Below are 20,709 nucleotides of genomic sequence, written 5' to 3'. Positions count from 1 at the left end.
GGTATGGGCAGTGATTTTGTATCGGCAGACAGACTGCTTCGCGCTCTCAGTAACGGGGAATTTGAACCGTATCTCCAGCCAGTGGTTTCTGCATCCGACCTTACTGTGTCCGGTGCAGAGCTTCTGGGGCTCCGTTTGGGAAACGGAGCCCAACCAGAAGGAACTGGAAGAAACCGCTGTACGTCTGGCATACACGCTCGTAAGCGGCCCTTACGGCCCGCTAACGCGGAGATACGCCCCGACTGCGGGTAAACCCTTGTCGGGACCACTCCGACCGCGCACAGAAGCTCTCTCATGGCTGAAGGCGGGTATGGCTTAGCAGGGTCTGGATGGGTAAGGTGAAATCTATCAATCAGTACCGGCTTACGTCGGGCTTCGGCGGTTTTACTCCTGCGCCATATGCTACAACGGAGTGCCGCCTTCCATGCCGCTGGCGTGGCATATCCTGGTGATGATATCTGAATCGTTATATACTGCGTATATATGTAGTAATGACGAGGTGATGAATGGCACAGGTTAATATGAGTTTAAGAATCGATGCTGAACTGAAGGATGCTTTTATGGCCGCTGCAAAAAGCATGGACCGTAATGGCTCTCAGTTAATCCGGGATTTTATGCGTCAGACCGTTGAACGGCAGCATAATACCTGGTTCCGTGACCAGGTTGAGGCTGGTCGTCAGCAACTCGAGTGCGGTGATGTGCTTCCCCATGACATGGTCGAATCTTCCGCTGCTGCATGGCGGGATGAGATGAGCAGGAAGATTGCCGGTAAATGATGGAGATATTCTGGACCATGCTGGCAAGCCAGGACAGAAAGCGCATTCGTGAGTACATTGCGGAGCAGAACCTGATGGCCGCCATTGAACTGGACGAACGGATTGGTTATTCAGCCAGCAGCCTGGTCGGGCAGCCGTATAAAGGTCGCAACGGTCGTGTGGAAGGAACCCGGGAACTGGTTATTCACCCCCATTTTGTTCTGGTTTATGAGGTCGACAGCCAGTGGGGAAAAGTGTATATCCTGCGCGTATTGCATACCGCACAGAAGTGGCCATAGAGGGGCTGTCCGGATATAAGGAGATGCAATAACCATGAATAATGATGAGCTGGCCACCAAATGAGCACAGGCGATTGCCGAAGAGCAGTGTTACATCAGCAGCCCGGACCAGAAGTAGCGGCCTGCTGCTGCCGATATTGCTGCATATGGAAGCAATCGTGCTGGACTGACTGTTGTTAAATACTCCGTGTTAAGGCCTGGTATGTTTTTATTGCGAATGTTATATTTAAATATAACTTTTATGGAGGTGTAATATGCATACCACCCGACTGAAGAAGGTTGGCGGCTCAGTAATGCTGACCGTTCCACCGGCACTGTTGAATGCTCTGTCTCTGGGTACAGGTAATGAAGTTGGCATGACCATTGATAATGGTCGGCTGATCGTGGAGCCGCATAGACGTCCGCAGTATTCACTGGCTGAGCTGCTGGCACAGTGCGATCCGAATGCTGATATCTCAGCAGAAGAACGAGAGTGGCTGGATGCTCCGTCAGCAGGTCAGGAGGAGATCTGACATGGAAAGAGGGGAAATCTGGCTTGTTTCGCTTGACCCTACCGCAGGTCATGAGCAGCAGGGAACGCGGCCGGTGCTGATTGTCACACCAGCGGCCTTTAATCGCGTGACCCGCCTGCCTGTTGTTGTGCCCGTAACCAGCGGAGGCAATTTTGCCCGCACTGCCGGCTTTGCGGTGTCGTTGGATGGTGCCGGCATACGTACCACCGGTGTTGTGCGTTGCGACCAACCCCGAACAATCGATATGAAAGCCCGGGGCGGCAAACGACTCGAACGGGTCCCGGAGACTATCATGAGCGAAGTTCTTGGCCGCCTGTCCACTATTCTGACCTGAACACGGGGGTTGAGGACAACCATAAGAAAACGTGCAATTCTGTACATTTACGTAAGGGGATGTACGGATGTAAGCCAAACGGTTATTGGACGGTCAGAGCGTTTCGTACAGCCTTTACGTTCAGTGGTTATGTCATAGGGCGACTGATGTTTTCATTTTATGCTGAAACAATGCATAATATTTTATTAATGCTTTCTCGTTTCCCTTACTACCTCCCATAAAGTACGGGCCCCTCGACGAAGAGGGGTACGTCTGATCTTTCTATCTTTTTCAAGACACATAAGATAATGGCGGGCCTGATAAGCACTCATTTCGAAACGCGTGGCAATATCAGTCGTTCTGCATGGTGTCTTTATTTCCTGAATAAAATCCAGTATCTGCTCTTTCTTCATCTTCTTTTAACATTCTTAACTGTGATTTTTCTTATTATGCATCCTCACTGGCGCTAAATTCCATCCCATCTTTATCTCGTTGTTATTAGCAATGATTGTTCTTTGTTTGTAAGCGGCTCGTCAGAACCGTATTGATATTTACTGAGCGGTCAGATCAACTTTCCAGGGTAACAGATCGCGTATCCGGTTTGCCGGCCAGTCCTGGATATGCTCAATGACGTAACACAGCCATTTTTCTGGTTCCACATTGTTCAGACGGCATGTGCCGATCAGCGAGTACAACACCGCCGCATGTTCGCCACCGCTGTCGGAACCCGCGAAGAGCCAGTTTTTCCGGCCTACGGCCACTCCCCGTAAGGCGTTCTCTGCGATGTTGTTGTCGATTTCCACCCAGCCATTACTGCAGTACACGTTCAGGCCATCCCACTGTTTCAGCAGGTATGCGAACGCTTTTGCCGTATCCGAGTGACGCGACAGTATTTTCATCTGTTGCTGTATCCAGTCATACAGTGACTGCATCAGTGGCGCAGCTCTGGCTTTTCATGCCGCCAGACGCTGTTCTGCTGAACATCCCCGGACCTCAGCCTCGATGGCATAAAGTTCACCGATACGCTGCAGGGCTTCCGTGGTGATATCGGTTGGCGCTCTTGCATGCACATCGTGGATTTTTCTCCGGGCATGGGCCATACACGCGGCTTCTGTTATTCTGCCGGATTCGTACAACGCCCGGTAACCACCGTAAGCATCGGCCTGAAGCCCACCGCTGTAACCGGCCAGATGATTCTGTGGATGGATACCTTTCCGGTCCGGGCTGTACGCGAACCAGACCGCCGGGGGCATCTGTGAACCGGCGTTAAGGTCATCACGAACGTAGACCCACAACCTGGCTGTCCGGGTTTTACCACTACCCGGCTCCTGGACCGGAACGGGGATATCATCGGCATGTACCTTACCGGGCATCAGCACATACTGGCGCAGGACGTCATACAGTGGCTCCAGCAGTTCAGCAACGGCACCGGTCCAGCGACCCAGCATGGCACGGCTCAGTTCCACGCCCTGGCGACGGTATATTTCTGACTGGCGGTATAATGGCAGATGGTCTGCATACTTCCCGGTGACAACATGAGCCAGAAGCCCCGCTCCGGCATAACTGCGTGCAATGGGTTTTGAAGGCGCCGGCGCCTGCACGATATGGTCACACCGGCAACAGGCCAGTTTCGGACGTTGTGTTTCAATAACCTTAAAGGCGCTGCTGATAAGCTCCAGTTGCTCTGACACATCACATCCCAGAGAACTGAGTTCGCCACCACAGGCAGGACAGCATTCCTCTTCCGGCCGGATGACCCGGGTTTCACGGGGAAGTGAGGCCGGTAACGGTTTACGGGCTGAAGACTGGCGCAGGGAAGATGGCAGTGCCGGGTCATATTGCTCACCCAGTGTTTCCGCCATTTCCTCCTGAAGTGCGCTGATTCGCTCCTGTGCTTCCTGTATTTGCCGTTCGGTTTTTGCGCGAAGTTTTTTTGAGCTTTTACCGAACTGCATGCGCTGCAGTTTCGCAACCAGTGCCTTCAGCCGGTTGATTTCGGAAGCATAAGCCGCCACCCGTTGTGAGAGCAGGCGGTTGTATTCAGCCATCTGGCGGATGGTGTCCTGTTGTGTCTGCAACACTGCCCGCAGGCGAGCGTTCTCATGAGCAAGTGAGGTGCCCATATCCTCACTTTACAACGGGTTATATGCGGATTCCAGCGCATTCCGTTCGTTTTGGATGTTTCCAGTCGATGCCCTCAAGAAGCATGGATAACTGAGCCGGAGTAAGGTGCACCTTGCCGTCACTGTCACGAACGGTGCAATAGTTAGCCAGTTACCCAAAACAGAATGGACTGGCCAAAGCGCTGAGAGAAGTAGGTCGAATCGAACGGACACTGTTTATGCTGGACTGGTTTCGTGATCCAGGTTTGTGACGACGTGTACAAGCTGGGCTGAATAAAGGGGAAGCCCGTAATGCTCTTGCGCGAGCGGTCTTTATGCACCGGCTGGGTGAAATCAGGGACAGGGGGCTGGAGAATCAGAGTTACCTGGCCAGTGGGCTGACGTTACTGACAGCGGCAATCACGTTATGGAACACGGTATACATAGAAAGAGCCATTGAGTCACTGAAACGAAAAAAGCTCCCGATTAATGACCAACTGCTCTCTCACCTTTCGCCGTTGGGCTGGGAGCATATCAATCTTAATGGGGATTATGTCTGGCGTAATAATCTTAAGCTGGGTACAGGGAAGTACCGACCATTACGCAGTGTCGATATCGAATCGTACAAAAAACAGTCTTAGCGTGGGATATTTTCCGTTTTCCAAGCGGACCCCTAGCTGACGCTCCAGCCGGTTTTCCTGTTTCGCTTTCATCAGTGTCGCGATCAGTCTTTCCAGTGGCATAAACAGTACCCGATGTCCCGCATCCACCGCTTTCACGCCAAGAGCTATGGCCAGATGCGTTTTTCCTACACCCGGAGGTCCCAGCAGGATCACGTTTTCGCTGCGCTCCACGAACGCCAGACCTGCCAGTTCCCGGATGACCTTACGATCGATGCCCGCTGGAAGGTAAAGTCGAACTGCTCCAGCGTTTTGACCCACGGCAGACGAGCCTGCTTCAGCCGGGACTCCATACCGCGCTGATGCCTGCCGTTCCATTCCTGCTGTAGCGCTATGCACAGGAACTCCCGGTAGTTCAGCTCTTTTTTAGCTGCCTGTTCCAGCAGGCTTTCAACGCGATAACTCAGATGCTCCATTTTCAGGCGACTCAGCAGGACTTCCAGCTCATGCATCACAACAGCTCCTCATAGGCACTCAGTGGCCGATGCTCCACCTGACTGACCTGCTGCCAGAGCGGGGCGTGATGCTCCGGCACGGTCTGCCAGCCAGACGATGCCGAACAGAGGCGATGTGAGGCCACCAGTTTCTCATTACTGTAGATCCGCAACTCGTCATCCAGCGATATTCGTATCGATACCGGCTGATCACACAGCGCTTCGGGAACGCTGTAACGATTACCACCAACCTCGATATAGCTGTCCCAGAACACATGGCGGATGTCGAAGTAACTGGTATCGAAGTCCGTATCCGGTAACGGCTGCAGATGTTCCTGCTCCAGCGCGAAGCGCTGTTCCGGCGTTTCTTTGAACTGGCGAAGCTCCCGTTTGTCAGCCACATCGGCTATCCATTGCTCCAGTTGTTGATTGACATGAGTGAAGCTGTCGAACCTGCGGTACCGGACGAAGAAGTTCTCCTTGAGGTATTTCACCATCCGCTCAACCTTACCTTTTGTTCTGGCCCTGCGTGGACGGCATGCCCGTGGCAGGAAGTTATAGTGGTCGGCCAGCAACAGGAATCCGGAGTTGAACACGACTTTCCCGTTGTTATTCTTCAGCACCGCAGCCTTCTGGTTATCAACCAGCACTGTTTTCACACAACCACCGAAGTAGCGGAAGGCGCGAACCAGTGATTCGTAGGTATGCTCAGCATCCTGTTTTGGTGCGGCGAAGACATGGAAACGGTGGGAGAACCCCAGCGTATTAACCGCAAAGTTAACTTTGCACCGTTGCCCGGCAACCTCCACCTCAACTTCGCCCCAGTCGTGCTGGAGCTGGTATCCAGGCTGAGTTTCGAAGCGAACTGTTCTTTTTGACGGACGCATTTTACGTTTGGGCTGGATGTAGTAACGCAGCATGGAACGTCCGCCCGTATAGCCCATTGCCTTAATCTCCGCGAAGATAACCTCGCTATTCAAGACATTCTCTGCCAGGCGCATGTCGATGTAATCCATAAACGGTTTCAGCTTAACCATTTTGTGGCGGTTTTTTCTGGCTGGCGGTTCAGGGTATTTGGGGTAACCTCTGACCGTTCGTTCAGAGCAACCAATCTGAGTCGCAATATCGACAATGTACGCGCCCTGCTGGCGCATTTGCTTTATCATATAAAAGTCCTCTCTGCTCAGCATGTTGATGTCCTTTCTGGTGTGAGAACCTTAAGGAAACAACATGTTGGGTGGAGCGGACAATCCAAATGGTGAATTACCGTCTTATATCACTGGCGCTAACAATACCTAACTGAAACATGAATATTCTCCTTTCACCAAACCATCACGCCTATTCCTCTTGTACATGCAGAGTCATCGCTCTTGGCAACCGTTCAATGTTAATGCTGGCGTGAAAGGTGAAGCAGAGGGCTTTTGCTGCTAATCAAGGTTTGACCTTCAGGGCGGGAACAGGCTCACTCTGCTTCATACGATGGTAGCTAGCCATCGAATCCTATTACATACAAGGGCGGGAGGGGGACTGGTGACATCCGGACGACCGTACCGGCTTACGGCGGGCTCCGGCGGTTTTACTCCAGTGCCACATATAAAACAACAGCGTGCCGCCTTACATGCGCTGGCGCGCATAAACAACAAGTTGCTACATTAGCTTACAGGTTAATTCACCTTGCATGAGATTAGCATATAGGTTAATGTTTATCGAAATGGGAGGTCATATGTTTAGCGTTGTTTATCACCCGGAAGCCAGGGAAGAAGCCACAGCATTACCTGTAAAAATCAGGGTGAAGTTTGACCGTCTCATCGGCAAACTGGAGTATGACGCCCGATTACTGCGGGAACCGGACACAAAACCCCTGGGTGATGGACTTTTTGAGATCCGCACGATGGGGACGGATATAGCCCGAGGCATCTGGGTATACCACAAAGGTAATACCATCATCATGCTCCGGGTTTTCATCAAGAAGTCTCAAAAAACGCCAGCAAAAGAAATAGATCTCGCCAGAAAGCGGTTAGCGGAGGTACTTAATGAAACTGGTAAGCCATAAAGAACTGCATAACGAGTGGATGCAGGATGACGAATATCGCGCTGCATGGCAGGAAGAAGAACTCAAGGAGAAGCTCAGGGAGTTGCTTGCAGAATGGCGTAAGCATGACAACCTGACAAAAGCACAGGTTGCTGAACGAATGGGGGTTACACCTCCGGTTATTTCCCGCCTGGAAAACAACATCACTAAAGCCAGCATCGATACACTGACTCGCTATGCCCATGCGTGCGGTATCAAAAAACCTGTAATTGCCCTTTATTGAATGAAGGGGGGAGTCAACTATGAATAGCACCACACATTACGAAAACGCCAATCACCACTGGACGTACTGAACCTTCCGGCTGTTTCTCCAGCCAGTTAAGCCAGCGGTTTCCCTGCTGAAAAATGTCGGCAAAACGGGGAAGCATCAGAAGGGCGGGGTGACTCCGTCCGGTCAGTGAGCCGCGCCGCACTCCGGGCAGTACATGCCGCCGGCGCTGATACCGGCAAGAATGGTCGCAAACTCCCGCTCCGTGCAGCGGGCTATTTCCGGATACCCTTCGTCATCAACACGTACAAACCAGAAGACCAGCTTTTTGTTTCCGGCATCCACAAAGAAGGGAATATTCAGGTCTGCGCAGCGCTCAACGGCATCGTCAAAATTATCAAAGCGCAGAACCTCAGCTTCTTCTTCATCAAAAAAGTCATCGTCGTGAAGTTTCACAACATAGCGGGGAGCTTGCTTCTTTGAGGGGCGGGTTTTCATTTACGAGGTTTAGCTGAACGGGCCATATAACTACCTGAAAGACAATGACATTGTCTGTTTTTATAACGGTAATTTCAGGCCATGACAAGCCGCAGCCGTCAGGCTTCCTACTCGGACGATTTGTTCGTCAGCCAGTTTCAGTGAGCGAGGAGCATAGGGCAGAGTACGTGTAGCTTTGGCAATAATGGCCGCATCATGGGCATCGGTTTTTGCTTCACTGGCGAGCAAGTCGGCGATGCGTCGCATTGCCAGTCCGGGAAGGTATCCGACAAGGACTCCTTCAGAGCGGGCAACGGCTATGGGTAATGCTTTGTCAAAAAAACGGTTACCGGAACGATTAACTGCAACTGCGTGATGGGTGTCTTTACCCGCATCAATGCCAATAAAGACTTGGGCTGATTCGTAATGGCTGGATTCGGTCATTGTGTCTCCCTGCTTATATGTCCCTGTTTACACGGGTTAACCAGATAACCTCGGGGAGCCGGTATCAGAATCCACGTTACAGACGATCCCGACATGATGTCTGACCTGCCCCCACAAGACCCGGTGACATCCCCTGGACGACTGGGGGCAGTAATCATGCTGGGTCTGGCTGGCTAACCCCCCATTATAGGAGGTGCGAATAAAGTAACAGGGTTGGGTCTGCAGTAAGACATTCTCCCGGACGAGATGCTGACCTGCATTCTTTAGGTGCCTGTTTTTATGATAACTTAATGAAATTATATTTTTATTTATATTTAGCGTCCTATTTTTGCTGGCTGGTAAGTGTATTTTTCCATTTTTTATAAAAAAAACAATGTTTTTTTTGATTAATGTCATTGTTTTGTTTGTTTTTACTTGTGGCTATCCATTCTGCTATTTTGCTAAATAGCAATCTTTTTATCTGTACTTTTTTGTGTTGTTAGGTTTTTGTTCTGTTTATTTGTTTTTTTTCATTGTTTTATTTTGTTTATTTTCCTTTTTTTGGTTGTAAAGATCGTTAAATTGATGTTTTTTAGTATAAAGTGCTTTGTTATTCTTGTGGCGTGAACGGGGGGATTGGTTATTTTACCGAAGTATCCACTGAGTTCATGCGCTCTTATTGGGTAAGATGTTGCTTATATTTTTGAAGAAAATGCAGACTGAGACTTTATCTTCTGGATGTATGTCAGAGTATTATTTCTGGTTAATGGTTGAAATATCTCCGATACACAGCGAAAAGGTTATTTATGCACTCAGAGATTTTTTGGTAATGGGGTATACCCGCAAGGAGGCCTGTGAGCGTAACGAGGTTTCTCAGAGCTATTTATCTTGTGCGCTAAAGCGTTTTCAAATTATTAATCGTAATGTTGTTAAAATGGTTCGTTTTTATATAAAATCAGAGTTATCTGCGGAAGATTGATAATGTAGCAGTATTCTTAAACGTGCTTTTTCTGTTTTCTTTTATATATAAGGTTTTTGCTGATTGTGTTTTTATGATCAGGTCGCCACTTTAACCTTTTATTTTAGTTATGCGGAAATAATCATATTTATATTTTTATGCAGATTGCTGTGTTATATATATAAACATTGACTGGCGTGGTTGCGTTATTATTATTTAGCGTAATCACTCCAGTTAGTTTTAACTGGATATCTGTTTTATTCTTTTTATATATGAGGTTTTTGTGAAAATGATTAAAACTGTTATGGCTGGCGCAGTCGCAATGGCTCTGGTTTCTTTTGGTGTAAATGCTGCCCCTGCATCAAGTAATCAAGGGCAGGGTCAGGTAAACTTTAAAGGGACTGTTATTAATGCACCTTGCGGCATTGCTCCGGAATCTGCAGACCAGACGATTGATTTTGGTCAGATTTCTAAAGCACACCTGAATAATCAAGGTATTTCCCAGAAGAAAGATGTTGATATTAAGCTGGTTAACTGTGATTTATCAGAACCAGATGGTGCAAAAACAGTAACTATCACTTTCTCCGGTTCATCCTTGACGGGGGATGGTTCTGAGCTGGGGACCTCTGGTGATACCGGTACGGCTATCAAGATGTCTACAGCTACTGGCGAGTTTGTAAAATTTGATGGTGCCACTGCTGCAGGCAAGTACAACCTGAAAGCTGGCGATAATACCATGCGTTACAGCGCCTGGGTTCAGAAAGCATCAACCGCTGATAGCGTAAAAGAGGGTGACTTTGCTGCTGCAGCCAACTTCAACCTGACCTATCAATAATTTATTGTTTTTGGGACTAAAACCGGATATGCCGGGGCGTTGCCCCGGCTATTACCGCTGAGAAATAAGGAATATTGCATGATTTGGCGCATGATCCTTTCGGTAACATTTTTCTGGTGCTCAGCAATTCAGGCCTCGTTTTTCCCCTCATTACCGATGTCGGGAATGACTCAGCCGGAGTACTGGGGAGAGGAGCATGCCTGGTGGGATGGATGGGCGACGTTTAAGGGACAGGTAATAATACCGGCCTGTACGCTGGATATGGAAAACATCTGGCAGGCAATTGACATGGGGCCGGTTCGTGATTTTGTGAACAATGAAAAGAAACTCCGTTTGCGGTTACGTAATTGTGAACTGGCGGAGGCTGGTAAGCGGATTTATACGGCGAGTCTTGTCAGGATGAGTTTTGATGGTCTGCAGGGAGATACATCCGAGGAATTCCTGCTGATCGGCCAGGCAGAAGGTATCAATTTGCAGATACTGGATAACCATGGCTACCCTACCCGTGTCGGTAAAGTGATGCCACCGTTATTTCTGAACGGAAATGAAGAAGGGCTGAATTATACCCTGCGTCTCGTTCGTAATGGGCGACCGTTTAAGGCAGGGAATTATTATGCCGCATTACGTTTTAAAGTGGATTACGAATAACAGAGTCAATAAAAATAAAGTCGATAACAGACAGAAGCTTTCCTGTATTTAATTAAATATTCCGACAGGGGGAGATAATTAAATCCTGTATGCAGGAGGGGCTTTGTCTTTTTCAGGGACAGTCTGTATTAAAGGTTGTGGCTGATAATGAAAAATGGTTCTTCTTTTGCTGTTAACAGCATTACATACGCGCTGATGCTTTCCCTGGCAGGCACACCGACTTATGCCGTCGACTTTAATACAGATGTTCTGGATGCAGCAGACAGACAGAATATTGATTTTTCCCGGTTCTCCCAGGCGGGATATATCATGCCCGGGCAGTACCAGATGGAAATTATGGTGAATGACCAGGGGATTTCTCCGTCGGCATTTCCGGTGACGTTTCTGGAGCCGCCGGTTTCCGTCACAGACGGGAAGAAGGCGTTACCACAGGCCTGTCTGACGCCGGAGATGGTCAGCCGGATGGGACTGACAGAAACCTCTCAGGAAAAAGTTACGTACTGGAATGACGGGCAATGTGCGGATCTCAGCCAGTTGCCGGGGGTGGAAATACGTCCGAATCTGGCCGAAGGGATACTGTATATCAATATGCCACAGGCCTGGCTGGAGTACTCCGACGCCTCTTGGCTGCCTCCATCTCGCTGGGATAACGGTATACCGGGACTGTTGCTGGACTACAACATCAACGGCGCAGTGAACAAACCCTATAAAGGCAAGCAGTCCCGTTCGCTGAGCTATAACGGGACTGCCGGTGCCAACTTTGGTGCCTGGCGTCTGCGTGCGGATTATCAGGGGAACCTGAATCACTCTTCCGGCAGTGGGCAGGGGACAGACAGCCAGTTTACCTGGAACCGTTTCTACATGTACCGCGCCATCCCGCGCTGGCGCGCGAATCTCACTCTGGGTGAGAACTACATCAGTTCTGAGGTTTTCAGTTCCTGGCGCTATACCGGTGCCAGCCTGGAAAGTGATGACCGCATGCTGCCGCCAAAACTGCGCGGTTATGCGCCTCAGGTTTCAGGGATTGCGGATACGAATGCGCGCGTCGTGATTTCGCAGCAGGGACGCATCCTCTATGACTCCACCGTGCCGGCAGGTCCGTTCACCATTCAGGAACTGGACAGCTCCGTGCGTGGTCGTCTGGATGTTGAAGTTATCGAGCAGGACGGGCGGAAAAAAACGTTCCAGGTGGACATGGCATATGTGCCGTATCTGACCCGTCCGGGTCAGATACGTTACAAGCTGGTTTCCGGTCGTTCGCGTAATTATGAACACACCATGGAAGGGCCGGTTTTTGCTGCCGGTGAGGCATCCTGGGGTATCAGTAATAAGTGGTCACTTTACGGTGGCGGTATCGTTGCCGGGGATTACAACGCCCTGGCTGTGGGGCTGGGCCGTGACCTGAATGAGTTCGGTACGTTATCTGCTGATGTGACCCAGTCTGTGGCCCGTATTCCCGGAAAGGAAACGAAACAGGGTAAATCTTGGCGTCTGAGTTACACCAAGCGATTTGATGACGTGGATGCGGATATCGCCTTTGCGGGCTACCGCTTCTCTGAGCGCAATTACATGACGATGGACCAGTACCTCAGTGCGCGTTACCGGAATGATTTTACGGGACGGGAGAAGGAGATGTACACCGTCACGCTCAACAAGAATTTCGAGGACTGGAAGACGTCGGTCAACCTGCAGTACAGCTATCAGGCTTACTGGGACCGCCGGATATCGAACTATTACACACTGTCGGTGAACCGTTATTTCGATGCCTTCGGGTTTAAGAACATTTCCCTGGGGCTGTCTGCATCCCGTTCGAAATACCAGAACCGGGATAACGATTCGGCATTTATACGCCTGTTTGTGCCGTGGGGGAGCGGGACAGTCAGCTACAGTGGCAGTATGAGTAATAACCGCTACACCAATACGGTGGGGTACAGCGACACCCTGAATGAAGGACTGAGCAGTTACAGTCTGAACGCTGGTGTGAGCAGCGGTGGTAACCAGCCCTCACAGAGCCAGATGAGCGCGTATTACAACAACAGTAATTCACTGGCGAATCTGTCAGCCAATGTTTCTGCCGTTGAGAAAGGATATACGTCGTTTGGCATGAGTGCATCCGGTGGCGCAACGATTACTGCGAAAGGCGCGGCTCTGCATGCCGGGGGGATGAACGGAGGAACCCGGTTGCTGGTAGATACCGATGGTGTCGGGGGTGTGCCTGTTGATGGTGGGCGCGTGTCCACCAACCGCTGGGGAATTGGCGTGGTGACGGACGTGAGCAGCTATTACCGCAACACCACATCGGTGGACCTGAACAGGCTGCCGGAAGATATGGAGGCCACCCGTTCAGTGGTGGAGTCAGTCCTGACGGAAGGGGCCATTGGTTACAGGGAGTTTGAAGTCCTGAAAGGTAATCGTCTGTTTGCCGTGCTGCGTCTGGCAGATAACAGCCATCCGCCGTTTGGTGCCAGCGTGACAAACGCAAAAGGCCGTGAACTGGGGATGGTGGCAGACAGTGGTCTGGCCTGGCTGAGCGGGGTTAGTCCGGGGGAAACCCTGAATGTGGGCTGGGACGGCAGGACGCAGTGTCTGGTGGATATCCCGGAAAATCTGGACCCTGCACAGCAACTGTTGCTGCCCTGTCGTAAGGCGCAGTGACACAGACCAACTCACAGTCTGTGTTCTGCGGATATTAATGAAAGTCCTGGCCCCCTGCTGATGGGGCTGTTAGGGACAGAAAACTGAGAGAAGAAAAGATGCTGAAAATGAAACCGGCGCTGAAAAAAACGCTGATGGCGGTAGCGTGCCTGATCGCAGTACCGGCAGCCCAGGCTGCCATCTCTTTGGACCGTACGCGTGCGATTTTTAACGGTGGTGAGAAATCGATGACGTTGAATGTGACTAATGACAACAAACAGCTTCCGTACCTGGCCCAGGCCTGGGTAGAGAATGAGAGGCAGGAAAAAATCACTACCGGACCGATTGTGGTCACTCCGCCGGTGCAGCGTCTTGAGCCGGGAGCGAAAAGTATGCTCCGTCTGGCCAGCACTCCGGATATCAGCAAACTGCCACAGGACAGGGAGTCTCTGTTCTATTTCAATCTTCGTGAAATTCCTCCGAAGAGTGATAAGGCGAATGTACTGCAGATAGCCCTGCAGACCAAAATCAAACTGTTTTATCGCCCGAAGGCCATTGAGGCGAAACCTAATGCGGTCTGGCAGGACCAGTTGGTACTGAACAAAATCAGTGGGGGATACCGGATTGAAAACCCGACGCCGTATTACGTGACGGTGATTGGTATTGGCGGCAGTGAGAAACAGGCAAAGGAAGGCGAGTTTGATGCTGTAATGCTGGCACCGAAATCCACGCAGATGGTGAAGTCAGGGACATACAGTACGCCGTACCTGAGCTACATCAACGACTACGGCGGACGTCCGGTTCTGCAGTTCAGCTGCAGTGGAGACCGTTGTACAGCGACGAAAAAATAAACGCACAGTAACAGGTTTAACCAGAAGTGCCGGAGATGAACTGGTCATTCGGGATAAAGTCTTTATGACAGATAAGCCCGTCGCCAGTGTAATGGACGTACCGGGATGCTGACAGTTAGCGGCGTCCTGTTGTCATCTCCGTGTACACCGAAGACAAATTGAAGTGGCGCGGTCATTACCGGAGCGAAAGGATGGCTCCATAACAACACCTTATTGTATTTGCGACTGGATTATGAACAGAAGGAGAGGCAATGAAAGGCGTACTCTGTGGATTATTCAGTGCCTTGTTGTCAGTGATATTCCTGCCGGTATCCGGATTTTCCTCGGAGCTTGGCTTTAAAGGTAATTTATTGGATCGCCCCTGTCAGATAGATCCCGCAGAGACATCCCGGGAAGTGACCTTTATGGATACGGCAGCACGTCTTTATTACAGTTGGCCGGGAAAAAGTTATGAAGAGAAGTTCCGTGTGAAGTTGATTAACTGCCATGCCAGTACCATGGGGAAATTTGTGAAACTGACCTTCAGTGGCACTGAAGAAACTGCACTTCCTGGTTATCTGCAGGTTACGGGGGGAAACAGGGGGCGGCTGGGCATTGGCATTATTGACACTGACGGCAGCAGTTTGCTGAAACTCAATCAGGTTCATAACCATGGACAGGGAAATAAGGTGGAAACAAACAGTATTACACTGAACTTTAAAGCGTTTGTGCAGGCCACTCCGGAGGCAATCAGAAATAAAACGGTTCAGCCCGGGGATTACTCTTCGACGGTAACGTTTGGGCTTTTATACGAATAAAGAGACAGGAATACCGGTATGAAGAACATATCAGTAACCGTGCTGTCGGCAGTTTTTCTGATATCCGCGTCAGCAGTACAGGCATCGGATGTTGCCAGTAATCTCCGGTTCAGTGGGAACCTGATAATCCCTGACTGTACTGTAAATGACGGTAACCCGATAGAAACAGACTGGGGCGATGTGGAGATTCAGACACTGGGAACTGCCAGTGCGCCGTCGCATGAACAGGAACTGCGTATTTCCGTAAAGTGTCCGTACTTTCTTGGTACACCAAAAATGACCATAAAAGGAAATGCGGTAAGCGTGACAGGAAAACAGGGATTGCAGACCACAAAATATAATGAGGGGCTGCTGGTTTTTCTGCGAACAAAAACAGCCGGTAGCTGGGTTTCCTATAACAGCAGGCAGAACATACCGGATGACAGTATTACCGGAGCCGGTACGGATAAAATTCTGACCATGTATGCCGCACTGGGATATTCCGGAAAAATGGAAGATTTGACGCCGGGACCGTTCAGTGCGGGAGCAACGTTAGAAATGCGTTATGAGTAACTGATGTATATGCCAGTCAGAAAATTTTATTTATTCAGGCGTCTGCCGGGATTCTGGATAGGTTGTCTTCTGGGCCTGTTGTTCTGTCTGACGAATAATGCGCTGGCCAGTGATGATGAGAATATTCCCGGTATTCTGCGTTATGCCCGGGAGGCAGAAAGGAAGCAGACTGACGGAAAAACTCATCCGCGAACTACCGGACAGGATAGTGCATATATTGCCGGTGCAGAATTAAAACGTCGTCTTTCCCGGTATGAAGCAGAGCTCAGACAGCTTAAGAAAGAAAACAGGCAGTTACGGGAGCAGATGACGGAGATGAAAAAACTGCCCGTTGAGGATCGCAGTGGAGAAGTGGCGGAGCTTAAAGCCCGGCTACAGGCGCAGAATGAGGCTCATAAAAAAAGTTATGAAGCTCTGGCGGAAAAGGCCGAGAGCGATCGCAATCAGTTTGCAGAAGAGGTTATTGAACTGAAACAGCAACTGGCAGAGCAGGAGCAGGCAGGCAGGGAGAAGGCCAGTCTTGTCCGGCGACTGGGCAATGTGCAGACAAAGCTGGTATCCACAGAAAAGGAGAATACATCTCTTAAGTCTGCACTTGCTGAGGTGAAAGCAAAGATGGCCGGGATGCCTGTAGTGGAGATGGAACAGCTGAATTCATCAGAAAAACAACAGGCCTATGCTGCCGGTGTGATGATGGGCAGGGATATATTATCGCTGCAGGCGGCAAACGCCCTGTCAGGAATTAAAACAGACAACCGTGTTCTGCTGGCCGGTGTGTGGGATGCGCTGAATCACCGGGAGCAGATGAATGAAAATGTACTGCAGACGTCACTGTCACAGGCAGAGCAGAGTATTCATAAAGCCCGTCAGGAAACTGCCCGGAAATGGAGAAAAGCCGGCACTGAGTGGCTGAAAACCTTTAAAAAACAGAAAGGAGTACAGCAGGACAGAAGCGGTTTCTGGTACCTGACTGAACATGAGGGGGATGGCGAGCTGATTAGTGGTGACAGTACTGTTGTTGATGTGGTTGTCGTGGAGAAACTGACTGACGGTACAGTTGTTGAGGATATGGATGCACGGGGTACGGTTGTATCCCAACCTCTGGGGGACTATCCGCCATTATTTCGTTCTGCATTATTACTGCTGAGGAACCATGGAACGATAACAGTGGCAGCTCCACCAGAGCTGGCTTATGGCGATGCAGGGTATCCACCTAAAGTTCCCCCCGGGGCCACCATGGTATATACCATTCGTGTTGAGAATGTGCGTGAGGAGAAAACATCACCGGGAGAGCAGGAGCAGGAAAAAAAGCCTGAGTCGGAGAAAGCAGAAGAGGCCAGAAAATCATGATACTGAAAAAATGCAGGCTCATTGAAACAGTGGCTGCCGGGCTGTTATTTACCTCCGTACAGTCGATGGCAGTGGATGTGCCGGTTAAGATTACAGGAACAATTCTGATCCCTCCCTGTCAGGTGAATGACGGGAAAATGATAGAAGTGGAGTTTGGTGATGTTTCTGTGACAGATGTGTCCAATGAACGTAACCGTCGTAAAGTCACAGTTCCTGTTAAGTGCAGTTATGCACAGGGTACAGCGTATGTGAAAGTGACGGGTAGTCAGCTTGGCAGTAATACAAATGTGCTGGCTACAAATGTAAGTAATTTTGGTATTGCCCTTTATCAGGGGGACGGGACATCCACAAAGCTGATACTGGGTGATGGGGCGTTTAACGGGCAGGACTCAATCGGTTACCCGATACAAACAGGGCTTTCAGGTAAAGAGAGTGGGGTATTCACATTTACAGCCGTTCCTTACCGGGCGAGCAGTGGAGATATAGAGGCTGGCGCTTTTTCAGCATCAGCGAATATGAGTATCAGTTATTTTTGATGTAAGTTTATTCCTCCAGACCGGAGATGACGGATATACTCCGCAGAGTGTAAGGTTTATTATTTGGTTTCCGATGTGCAGTTTTTTCTGGAAGTTTCAGCATGCAAGGTGATTAATATTCAGCATGCGACTCTGTTATGTATTTGTTTATTTATGATTCATATTCTGGCGTCTTGTTGGTTATAGTCAGAGAAAATGTCATAAAATATATTTTTATGGCAGGGGAATAATATTTCTGGATAGAATAAAATGACAGTGAGAACAGTAACAGTATATATTGCTCTGTTATGCCCGATTCTGTTGGGCGGTTGTGTGGGCAGTACCAGAATACAACAGTTCAGACCGACAGCAGAAATAAAACAGGTGAATCGCCCGTCTGGTCTGCAGGAAGCAGTAAGCAATACTAGAAAAACGTCATTGCCAGAAAATAATCCGGTAAGTCAGGCCATTTCTCTGCCAGTATCTGTCAGTCGTCCGACAGAAGTGTCGAGGGAGGTTGAGAGAATGGAGCGATGTAGACGTGAACTGGAGGCGTTGAAGAAAATTAATCCGGATGTTTATGCCAGGCGTAGGGTTGAATTTGAGCGGTTGATATCAGGTGCATCCATTTATAATGGTGTCAGAAGTGATGTGGGTGGTCATATTCGAAACACTGTGGATGCTTTTTATCGTTATAAATCAGATAAGTTATGTGCTGATATAGCCAGTGATGTATTGAATGGATTGACCAGATAATACTTGGAGGTGAAATTGAATAAACAAAAGATTTTTGCTGTCTTTGTATTTCTTTTGACCGTTATAAGTTCTACACGAGCAGAACAGATTTGGCATTTTTGGGTTCCTGAGTCATATGATGGAACTGCCGAGACATCTATAACAATTGATGATTCTACTCAGAAAGTACCGCTATATCTCCAAGCAACGAATCGCTATAACTCTAGGTTGGTGATGTTAGTCAATAATACTAATCTTTTACCTGGGAAAAGCTACAGGCGATATGGGAGAAGCTGGGTTCTAATACCATCAGGCTGGATTACAGACCCTGTATCTAAATTACGTTACAGGATTATATCCAGCGGGGGATTAAATCCGGGAATTAGCCCAAGTGGTTTTGAGAGCTATGTACTGGACAAAGTTGAGTTGTCCAATGGGGCCTATCAGGCGGCCTTGTATGTCGGTTATGTCAACAGTGCTTTATGGGATGAGAAGGCGTGGACTGGAGAATTAGAAATTGATAGAGGAAGCGCAGTGCCAGGAGATTTCTTGCTTAGTATTCCGGTTCGACTTGGTATTGAAACGAATATTTACACAAAAGCACAAGATGAATTAAGCCCTCCATGGGGAAATATTCCATCGGTGCAACTTCAATATCCTGCAAATGACATCATTATCAGGATGCGTGTTTTATCAAAGTGCTATTTTGATTCATCTTTAATAAATTTATCTCATGGAGTAATGACTGGGGTAGATGCCAATGGTAATCAGACAAAACCCTACAACCTAAATATTAACTGCACCCCTGGGACATCGTTATCAGTTAAATTTATAGGAGCACAGAAAATACCTGGCAAGACAGATAACTATACACTCTGTGGTGATGGAGGCATGTGCGAATTAACTTTTGATAATGGAAAATATGATGAAACAATGATTGTTAATCATACAAAGACATTATCAATAAAATCTACTTATCATCTGAATGATCCTACAAAAGTGGTTGCAGGAAACTTTGAGGGAAGTGCGGTATTGCAGATCCTGGTGAATTAGTTTCCTGATAAAGAAAAAGTAAGCACTGTTTACTGATATATAGTGGACTAACTATATGAATCTGATAGCTGAATTATGGAGTATGTAGAATGCGTAAAAGCAGACTGATTTCTCTTTTTTTGTGCATAGCGCTGTCTGGTTCGGTATATGCGCAGGACAGAGCAACATATTCGCTACTGGATAAACCTGTGTCGAGTGCCGTTCATGATAATGAAACGGTGGTTGAGTTTTTCTCTTTCTATTGTCCTCCCTGTTATGCTTTTTCTCAGGATTACGGCATTGATAAAGCTATCCGCGAAAGCCTTCCTCCAGGGAAAAAACTGGTCAAGTACCATACCGATTTTCTGGGAGAACTGGGTGAAGAGTTGACCCGGGCATGGTCAGTAGCGATGGTGCTGGGAGTGGAGGATAAAGTGGAGCCGCTGTTGTTTAACGCTGTGCAGAAAACACGGAGACTGAAATCAGCAGCTGATATCCCGGGAATTTTTATCCGGGCTGGGGTTTATCCGGGAGAATATGCATTGGCACTTGCTAGCAAGGAAGTGGCAGAGATGACGGAGAAGCAGAAACGTCTGTTCAGGGAATACGGCGTAACAGGAACACCTGCGATGTATGTCAACGGCAGATATCGTATTGAGAACAGTGCTTTTCATGCAGATAGCGTGGAGGCGTTTCGTGAAAATTATGTTGCAGCAGTAAAATCACTTCTGGTAAGCGTAAACTGATCGCCGTATGTAGCCATTAAGCCAGTATTGGTAACGTAGGTGCTCATCTTTTCAACTAGTGGGCGCCTGTTATGGAACAAAAAACATCATCCGCAGAACCCCGCAGATCATTTTCAAATGAGTTTATACTTCAAATAGTTAAACTGGTTTCACAGCCAGGAGCCTCTGTTGCCTGTATCACATGAGAACACGATATCAAAGATAATCTTCTGTTCAAATGACTCTGACTCTGGCAGAACGGAGGGTGTGTTTCGCGGCGTCTTCCTGTAACAGCCTCTTCTGACACTGGCGTTAAATTATTGCCTGTGGAGATAATGTCGGATGAAAAAAAGAACCGATGACTGCTCTTGCTCCGCCTTTATCCACTCCCTCTCAGAGTACAGTCAGTGCCAGTTCCTGTAAGGTGTAGTTCCGTTACGGTAACATGACGCTGGAAAATCCCTCACCAGAGCTGTTCACGGTGTTGAGCCGTGAAGTGTTAGCGAAGGCATCCACAGCCCCAGTATTGAGCCACGAAATACATGAAATCGGAGGTGGTGATGTTGTTAAGCGAAACTGAAACCAATAATGGACAAGTCATCATGGCGAGATGTATTTATACCTCCCCGGGCGTAGACCTGGCGCATGTGGAGAAGAGCCTGTTTAGGATTCTGTGTAAATGCCTTTTCTCAGAAGTGACCGTCCAGGCGGTCACCGAACTCGATAATAAAGCGGCTCATTGCCATTCGCCAGTCCCTTAACGGCATTGTCCATTTCTGTGA

At 48.9% G+C, this 20,709-nt stretch carries 22 protein-coding genes and 7 pseudogenes; 21 read left to right on the top strand and 8 right to left on the bottom strand.

Features of this window, described 5'->3' with window-relative positions; translation table 11 throughout:
* Positions 1 to 3: 3 nt before the first annotated feature.
* The 5 genes and pseudogenes from A9587_RS25585 to pemK-mt form a co-directional block, all read left to right on the top strand.
* Positions 4 to 126, top strand: a pseudogene (locus A9587_RS25585) (EAL domain-containing protein); the annotation flags it as partial.
* 380 nt (positions 127 to 506) lie between these two features.
* A complete protein-coding gene (gene yacA, locus A9587_RS23360; protein ID WP_089644973.1) occupies positions 507 to 776 on the top strand; it encodes a type II toxin-antitoxin system antitoxin YacA in 270 nt (89 codons plus the stop codon).
* On the top strand, positions 776 to 1,054 hold the full coding sequence (gene yacB, locus A9587_RS23355; RefSeq protein WP_244487414.1) for a type II toxin-antitoxin system toxin YacB: 279 nt from the start codon (positions 776 to 778) through the stop codon (positions 1,052 to 1,054). Before yacA ends, yacB begins: the two co-directional genes overlap by 1 nt.
* 254 nt (positions 1,055 to 1,308) lie before the next feature.
* Positions 1,309 to 1,566 (top strand): AbrB/MazE/SpoVT family DNA-binding domain-containing protein, encoded by a 258-nt coding sequence (locus tag A9587_RS24575; protein WP_109043816.1) that lies wholly within the window; start codon positions 1,309 to 1,311, stop codon positions 1,564 to 1,566.
* A gap of 1 nt (position 1,567) precedes the next feature.
* On the top strand, positions 1,568 to 1,900 hold the full coding sequence (pemK-mt, locus tag A9587_RS23350; RefSeq protein ID WP_109043815.1) for a type II toxin-antitoxin system toxin endoribonuclease PemK-mt: 333 nt from the start codon (positions 1,568 to 1,570) through the stop codon (positions 1,898 to 1,900).
* 185 nt (positions 1,901 to 2,085) lie between these two features.
* Here the strand turns inward: pemK-mt and A9587_RS23340 are convergent, their stop codons facing one another.
* The 3 genes and pseudogenes from A9587_RS23340 to A9587_RS24890 form a co-directional block, all read right to left on the bottom strand.
* A complete protein-coding gene (locus A9587_RS23340; RefSeq protein ID WP_089644976.1) occupies positions 2,086 to 2,292 on the bottom strand; it encodes a FaeA/PapI family transcriptional regulator in 207 nt (68 codons plus the stop codon).
* 138 nt (positions 2,293 to 2,430) lie between these two features.
* A pseudogene (gene tnpC, locus A9587_RS23335) lies at positions 2,431 to 4,002 on the bottom strand (IS66 family transposase).
* A gap of 19 nt (positions 4,003 to 4,021) precedes the next feature.
* Positions 4,022 to 4,123, bottom strand: a pseudogene (locus A9587_RS24890) (IS66 family insertion sequence element accessory protein TnpB); the annotation flags it as partial.
* 22 nt (positions 4,124 to 4,145) lie between these two features.
* On the opposite strand from A9587_RS24890, the pseudogene A9587_RS23325 reads away from it, so the two are divergent.
* Positions 4,146 to 4,622, top strand: a pseudogene (locus A9587_RS23325) (Tn3 family transposase); the annotation flags it as partial.
* A gap of 33 nt (positions 4,623 to 4,655) precedes the next feature.
* On the opposite strand, the pseudogene A9587_RS23320 reads toward A9587_RS23325, so the two are convergent.
* Both A9587_RS23320 and istA read right to left on the bottom strand, forming a co-directional pair.
* Positions 4,656 to 5,113: pseudogene (locus A9587_RS23320) on the bottom strand (ATP-binding protein); the annotation flags it as partial.
* On the bottom strand, positions 5,113 to 6,285 hold the full coding sequence (istA, locus tag A9587_RS23315) for an IS21 family transposase (RefSeq protein WP_105263988.1): 1,173 nt from the start codon (positions 6,283 to 6,285) through the stop codon (positions 5,113 to 5,115). The gene istA and the pseudogene A9587_RS23320, both read right to left, overlap by 1 nt.
* Before the next feature lie 533 nt (positions 6,286 to 6,818).
* Here istA and A9587_RS23305 point away from each other — a divergent pair.
* Both A9587_RS23305 and A9587_RS23300 read left to right on the top strand, forming a co-directional pair.
* Positions 6,819 to 7,148 carry a type II toxin-antitoxin system RelE/ParE family toxin gene (locus A9587_RS23305; protein ID WP_097762381.1) on the top strand — a complete coding sequence of 110 codons (330 nt, stop codon included), beginning with the start codon at positions 6,819 to 6,821 and terminating at the stop codon, positions 7,146 to 7,148.
* Positions 7,129 to 7,410: a helix-turn-helix domain-containing protein gene (locus A9587_RS23300; RefSeq protein WP_097762376.1), complete on the top strand. Its 282-nt coding sequence runs from the start codon at positions 7,129 to 7,131 to the stop codon at positions 7,408 to 7,410. The genes A9587_RS23305 and A9587_RS23300 overlap by 20 nt, the downstream gene beginning before the upstream one ends.
* A 49-nt stretch (positions 7,411 to 7,459) precedes the next feature.
* Here A9587_RS23300 and A9587_RS25320 read toward each other — a convergent pair.
* The 3 genes and pseudogenes from A9587_RS25320 to A9587_RS23290 all read right to left on the bottom strand — a co-directional run.
* A pseudogene (locus tag A9587_RS25320) lies at positions 7,460 to 7,555 on the bottom strand (hypothetical protein); the annotation flags it as partial.
* A gap of 26 nt (positions 7,556 to 7,581) precedes the next feature.
* The gene (locus A9587_RS23295; RefSeq protein ID WP_157942552.1) at positions 7,582 to 7,893 is read right to left on the bottom strand and encodes a hypothetical protein; all 312 of its coding nucleotides are present in this window, start codon (positions 7,891 to 7,893) and stop codon (positions 7,582 to 7,584) included.
* Positions 7,894 to 7,992: 99 nt separating this feature from the next.
* A pseudogene (locus A9587_RS23290) lies at positions 7,993 to 8,316 on the bottom strand (IS110 family transposase); the annotation flags it as partial.
* A 667-nt stretch (positions 8,317 to 8,983) separates the two neighbouring features.
* On the opposite strand from A9587_RS23290, the gene A9587_RS23285 reads away from it, so the two are divergent.
* The 13 genes from A9587_RS23285 (at position 8,984) to A9587_RS23235 (ending at position 19,948) form a co-directional block, all read left to right on the top strand.
* The gene (locus tag A9587_RS23285) at positions 8,984 to 9,274 is read left to right on the top strand and encodes an adhesin biosynthesis transcription regulatory family protein (protein ID WP_097762375.1); all 291 of its coding nucleotides are present in this window, start codon (positions 8,984 to 8,986) and stop codon (positions 9,272 to 9,274) included.
* A 268-nt stretch (positions 9,275 to 9,542) separates the two neighbouring features.
* Complete coding sequence (locus tag A9587_RS23280) at positions 9,543 to 10,088, top strand: fimbrial protein (protein WP_097762374.1); 546 nt, start codon at positions 9,543 to 9,545, stop codon at positions 10,086 to 10,088.
* 78 nt (positions 10,089 to 10,166) lie between these two features.
* Positions 10,167 to 10,736 carry a fimbrial protein gene (locus A9587_RS23275; RefSeq protein ID WP_097762373.1) on the top strand — a complete coding sequence of 190 codons (570 nt, stop codon included), beginning with the start codon at positions 10,167 to 10,169 and terminating at the stop codon, positions 10,734 to 10,736.
* Positions 10,737 to 10,883: 147 nt separating this feature from the next.
* A complete protein-coding gene (locus tag A9587_RS23270) occupies positions 10,884 to 13,391 on the top strand; it encodes a fimbria/pilus outer membrane usher protein (protein WP_097762372.1) in 2,508 nt (835 codons plus the stop codon).
* A gap of 98 nt (positions 13,392 to 13,489) precedes the next feature.
* Positions 13,490 to 14,221, top strand: coding sequence for a fimbrial biogenesis chaperone (locus tag A9587_RS23265; RefSeq protein WP_097762371.1), 732 nt, complete (start codon positions 13,490 to 13,492; stop codon positions 14,219 to 14,221).
* A 105-nt stretch (positions 14,222 to 14,326) separates the two neighbouring features.
* Positions 14,327 to 14,383, top strand: coding sequence for a hypothetical protein (locus A9587_RS25315; RefSeq protein WP_236942018.1), 57 nt, complete (start codon positions 14,327 to 14,329; stop codon positions 14,381 to 14,383).
* Between the two features lie 89 nt (positions 14,384 to 14,472).
* Positions 14,473 to 15,018, top strand: coding sequence for a fimbrial protein (locus A9587_RS23260; RefSeq protein WP_123057494.1), 546 nt, complete (start codon positions 14,473 to 14,475; stop codon positions 15,016 to 15,018).
* An 18-nt stretch (positions 15,019 to 15,036) separates the two neighbouring features.
* Positions 15,037 to 15,570, top strand: coding sequence for a fimbrial protein (locus tag A9587_RS23255; RefSeq protein ID WP_097762370.1), 534 nt, complete (start codon positions 15,037 to 15,039; stop codon positions 15,568 to 15,570).
* A 9-nt stretch (positions 15,571 to 15,579) separates the two neighbouring features.
* Positions 15,580 to 16,920 (top strand): FKBP-type peptidyl-prolyl cis-trans isomerase N-terminal domain-containing protein, encoded by a 1,341-nt coding sequence (locus tag A9587_RS23250; protein WP_172955465.1) that lies wholly within the window; start codon positions 15,580 to 15,582, stop codon positions 16,918 to 16,920.
* Positions 16,917 to 17,456 (top strand): fimbrial protein, encoded by a 540-nt coding sequence (locus A9587_RS23245; protein ID WP_105263987.1) that lies wholly within the window; start codon positions 16,917 to 16,919, stop codon positions 17,454 to 17,456. Before A9587_RS23250 ends, A9587_RS23245 begins: the two co-directional genes overlap by 4 nt.
* A gap of 249 nt (positions 17,457 to 17,705) precedes the next feature.
* On the top strand, positions 17,706 to 18,191 hold the full coding sequence (locus A9587_RS24705) for a hypothetical protein (RefSeq protein ID WP_157942551.1): 486 nt from the start codon (positions 17,706 to 17,708) through the stop codon (positions 18,189 to 18,191).
* A 15-nt stretch (positions 18,192 to 18,206) separates the two neighbouring features.
* The gene (locus A9587_RS23240; protein ID WP_157942550.1) at positions 18,207 to 19,223 is read left to right on the top strand and encodes a hypothetical protein; all 1,017 of its coding nucleotides are present in this window, start codon (positions 18,207 to 18,209) and stop codon (positions 19,221 to 19,223) included.
* A gap of 89 nt (positions 19,224 to 19,312) precedes the next feature.
* Positions 19,313 to 19,948 (top strand): DsbA family protein, encoded by a 636-nt coding sequence (locus A9587_RS23235; protein WP_105263985.1) that lies wholly within the window; start codon positions 19,313 to 19,315, stop codon positions 19,946 to 19,948.
* Positions 19,949 to 20,709 lie beyond the last annotated feature (761 nt).

The sequence above is a fragment of the Escherichia sp. MOD1-EC6162 genome (assembly GCF_002965125.1).
Classification (GTDB): Bacteria; Pseudomonadota; Gammaproteobacteria; order Enterobacterales; family Enterobacteriaceae; genus Escherichia; species Escherichia marmotae.
The sequence above is the reverse complement of the archived record's forward strand: the minus strand, read 5'-3'. Positions and strand labels throughout refer to the sequence as shown.

Bases quoted from the DNA above. Each gene is read 5' to 3' on its own strand.
- A9587_RS23340 (WP_089644976.1), bottom strand. From the start codon at position 2,292: ATGAAGAAAGAGCAGATACTGGATTTTATTCAGGAAATAAAGACACCA.
- yacB (WP_244487414.1), top strand. From the start codon at position 776: ATGGAGATATTCTGGACCATGCTGGCAAGCCAGGACAGAAAGCGCATT.
- A9587_RS23285 (WP_097762375.1), top strand. From the start codon at position 8,984: ATGTTGCTTATATTTTTGAAGAAAATGCAGACTGAGACTTTATCTTCT.
- yacA (WP_089644973.1), top strand. From the start codon at position 507: ATGGCACAGGTTAATATGAGTTTAAGAATCGATGCTGAACTGAAGGAT.
- A9587_RS23300 (WP_097762376.1), top strand. From the start codon at position 7,129: ATGAAACTGGTAAGCCATAAAGAACTGCATAACGAGTGGATGCAGGAT.
- A9587_RS24705 (WP_157942551.1), top strand. From the start codon at position 17,706: ATGACAGTGAGAACAGTAACAGTATATATTGCTCTGTTATGCCCGATT.
- A9587_RS23270 (WP_097762372.1), top strand. From the start codon at position 10,884: ATGAAAAATGGTTCTTCTTTTGCTGTTAACAGCATTACATACGCGCTG.
- A9587_RS23255 (WP_097762370.1), top strand. From the start codon at position 15,037: ATGAAGAACATATCAGTAACCGTGCTGTCGGCAGTTTTTCTGATATCC.
- A9587_RS23250 (WP_172955465.1), top strand. From the start codon at position 15,580: ATGCCAGTCAGAAAATTTTATTTATTCAGGCGTCTGCCGGGATTCTGG.
- A9587_RS23280 (WP_097762374.1), top strand. From the start codon at position 9,543: ATGATTAAAACTGTTATGGCTGGCGCAGTCGCAATGGCTCTGGTTTCT.
- A9587_RS23260 (WP_123057494.1), top strand. From the start codon at position 14,473: ATGAAAGGCGTACTCTGTGGATTATTCAGTGCCTTGTTGTCAGTGATA.
- A9587_RS23305 (WP_097762381.1), top strand. From the start codon at position 6,819: ATGTTTAGCGTTGTTTATCACCCGGAAGCCAGGGAAGAAGCCACAGCA.
- A9587_RS23245 (WP_105263987.1), top strand. From the start codon at position 16,917: ATGATACTGAAAAAATGCAGGCTCATTGAAACAGTGGCTGCCGGGCTG.
- istA (WP_105263988.1), bottom strand. From the start codon at position 6,285: ATGCTGAGCAGAGAGGACTTTTATATGATAAAGCAAATGCGCCAGCAG.
- A9587_RS24575 (WP_109043816.1), top strand. From the start codon at position 1,309: ATGCATACCACCCGACTGAAGAAGGTTGGCGGCTCAGTAATGCTGACC.
- A9587_RS23275 (WP_097762373.1), top strand. From the start codon at position 10,167: ATGATTTGGCGCATGATCCTTTCGGTAACATTTTTCTGGTGCTCAGCA.
- A9587_RS23265 (WP_097762371.1), top strand. From the start codon at position 13,490: ATGCTGAAAATGAAACCGGCGCTGAAAAAAACGCTGATGGCGGTAGCG.
- A9587_RS23235 (WP_105263985.1), top strand. From the start codon at position 19,313: ATGCGTAAAAGCAGACTGATTTCTCTTTTTTTGTGCATAGCGCTGTCT.
- A9587_RS23295 (WP_157942552.1), bottom strand. From the start codon at position 7,893: ATGAAAACCCGCCCCTCAAAGAAGCAAGCTCCCCGCTATGTTGTGAAA.
- pemK-mt (WP_109043815.1), top strand. From the start codon at position 1,568: ATGGAAAGAGGGGAAATCTGGCTTGTTTCGCTTGACCCTACCGCAGGT.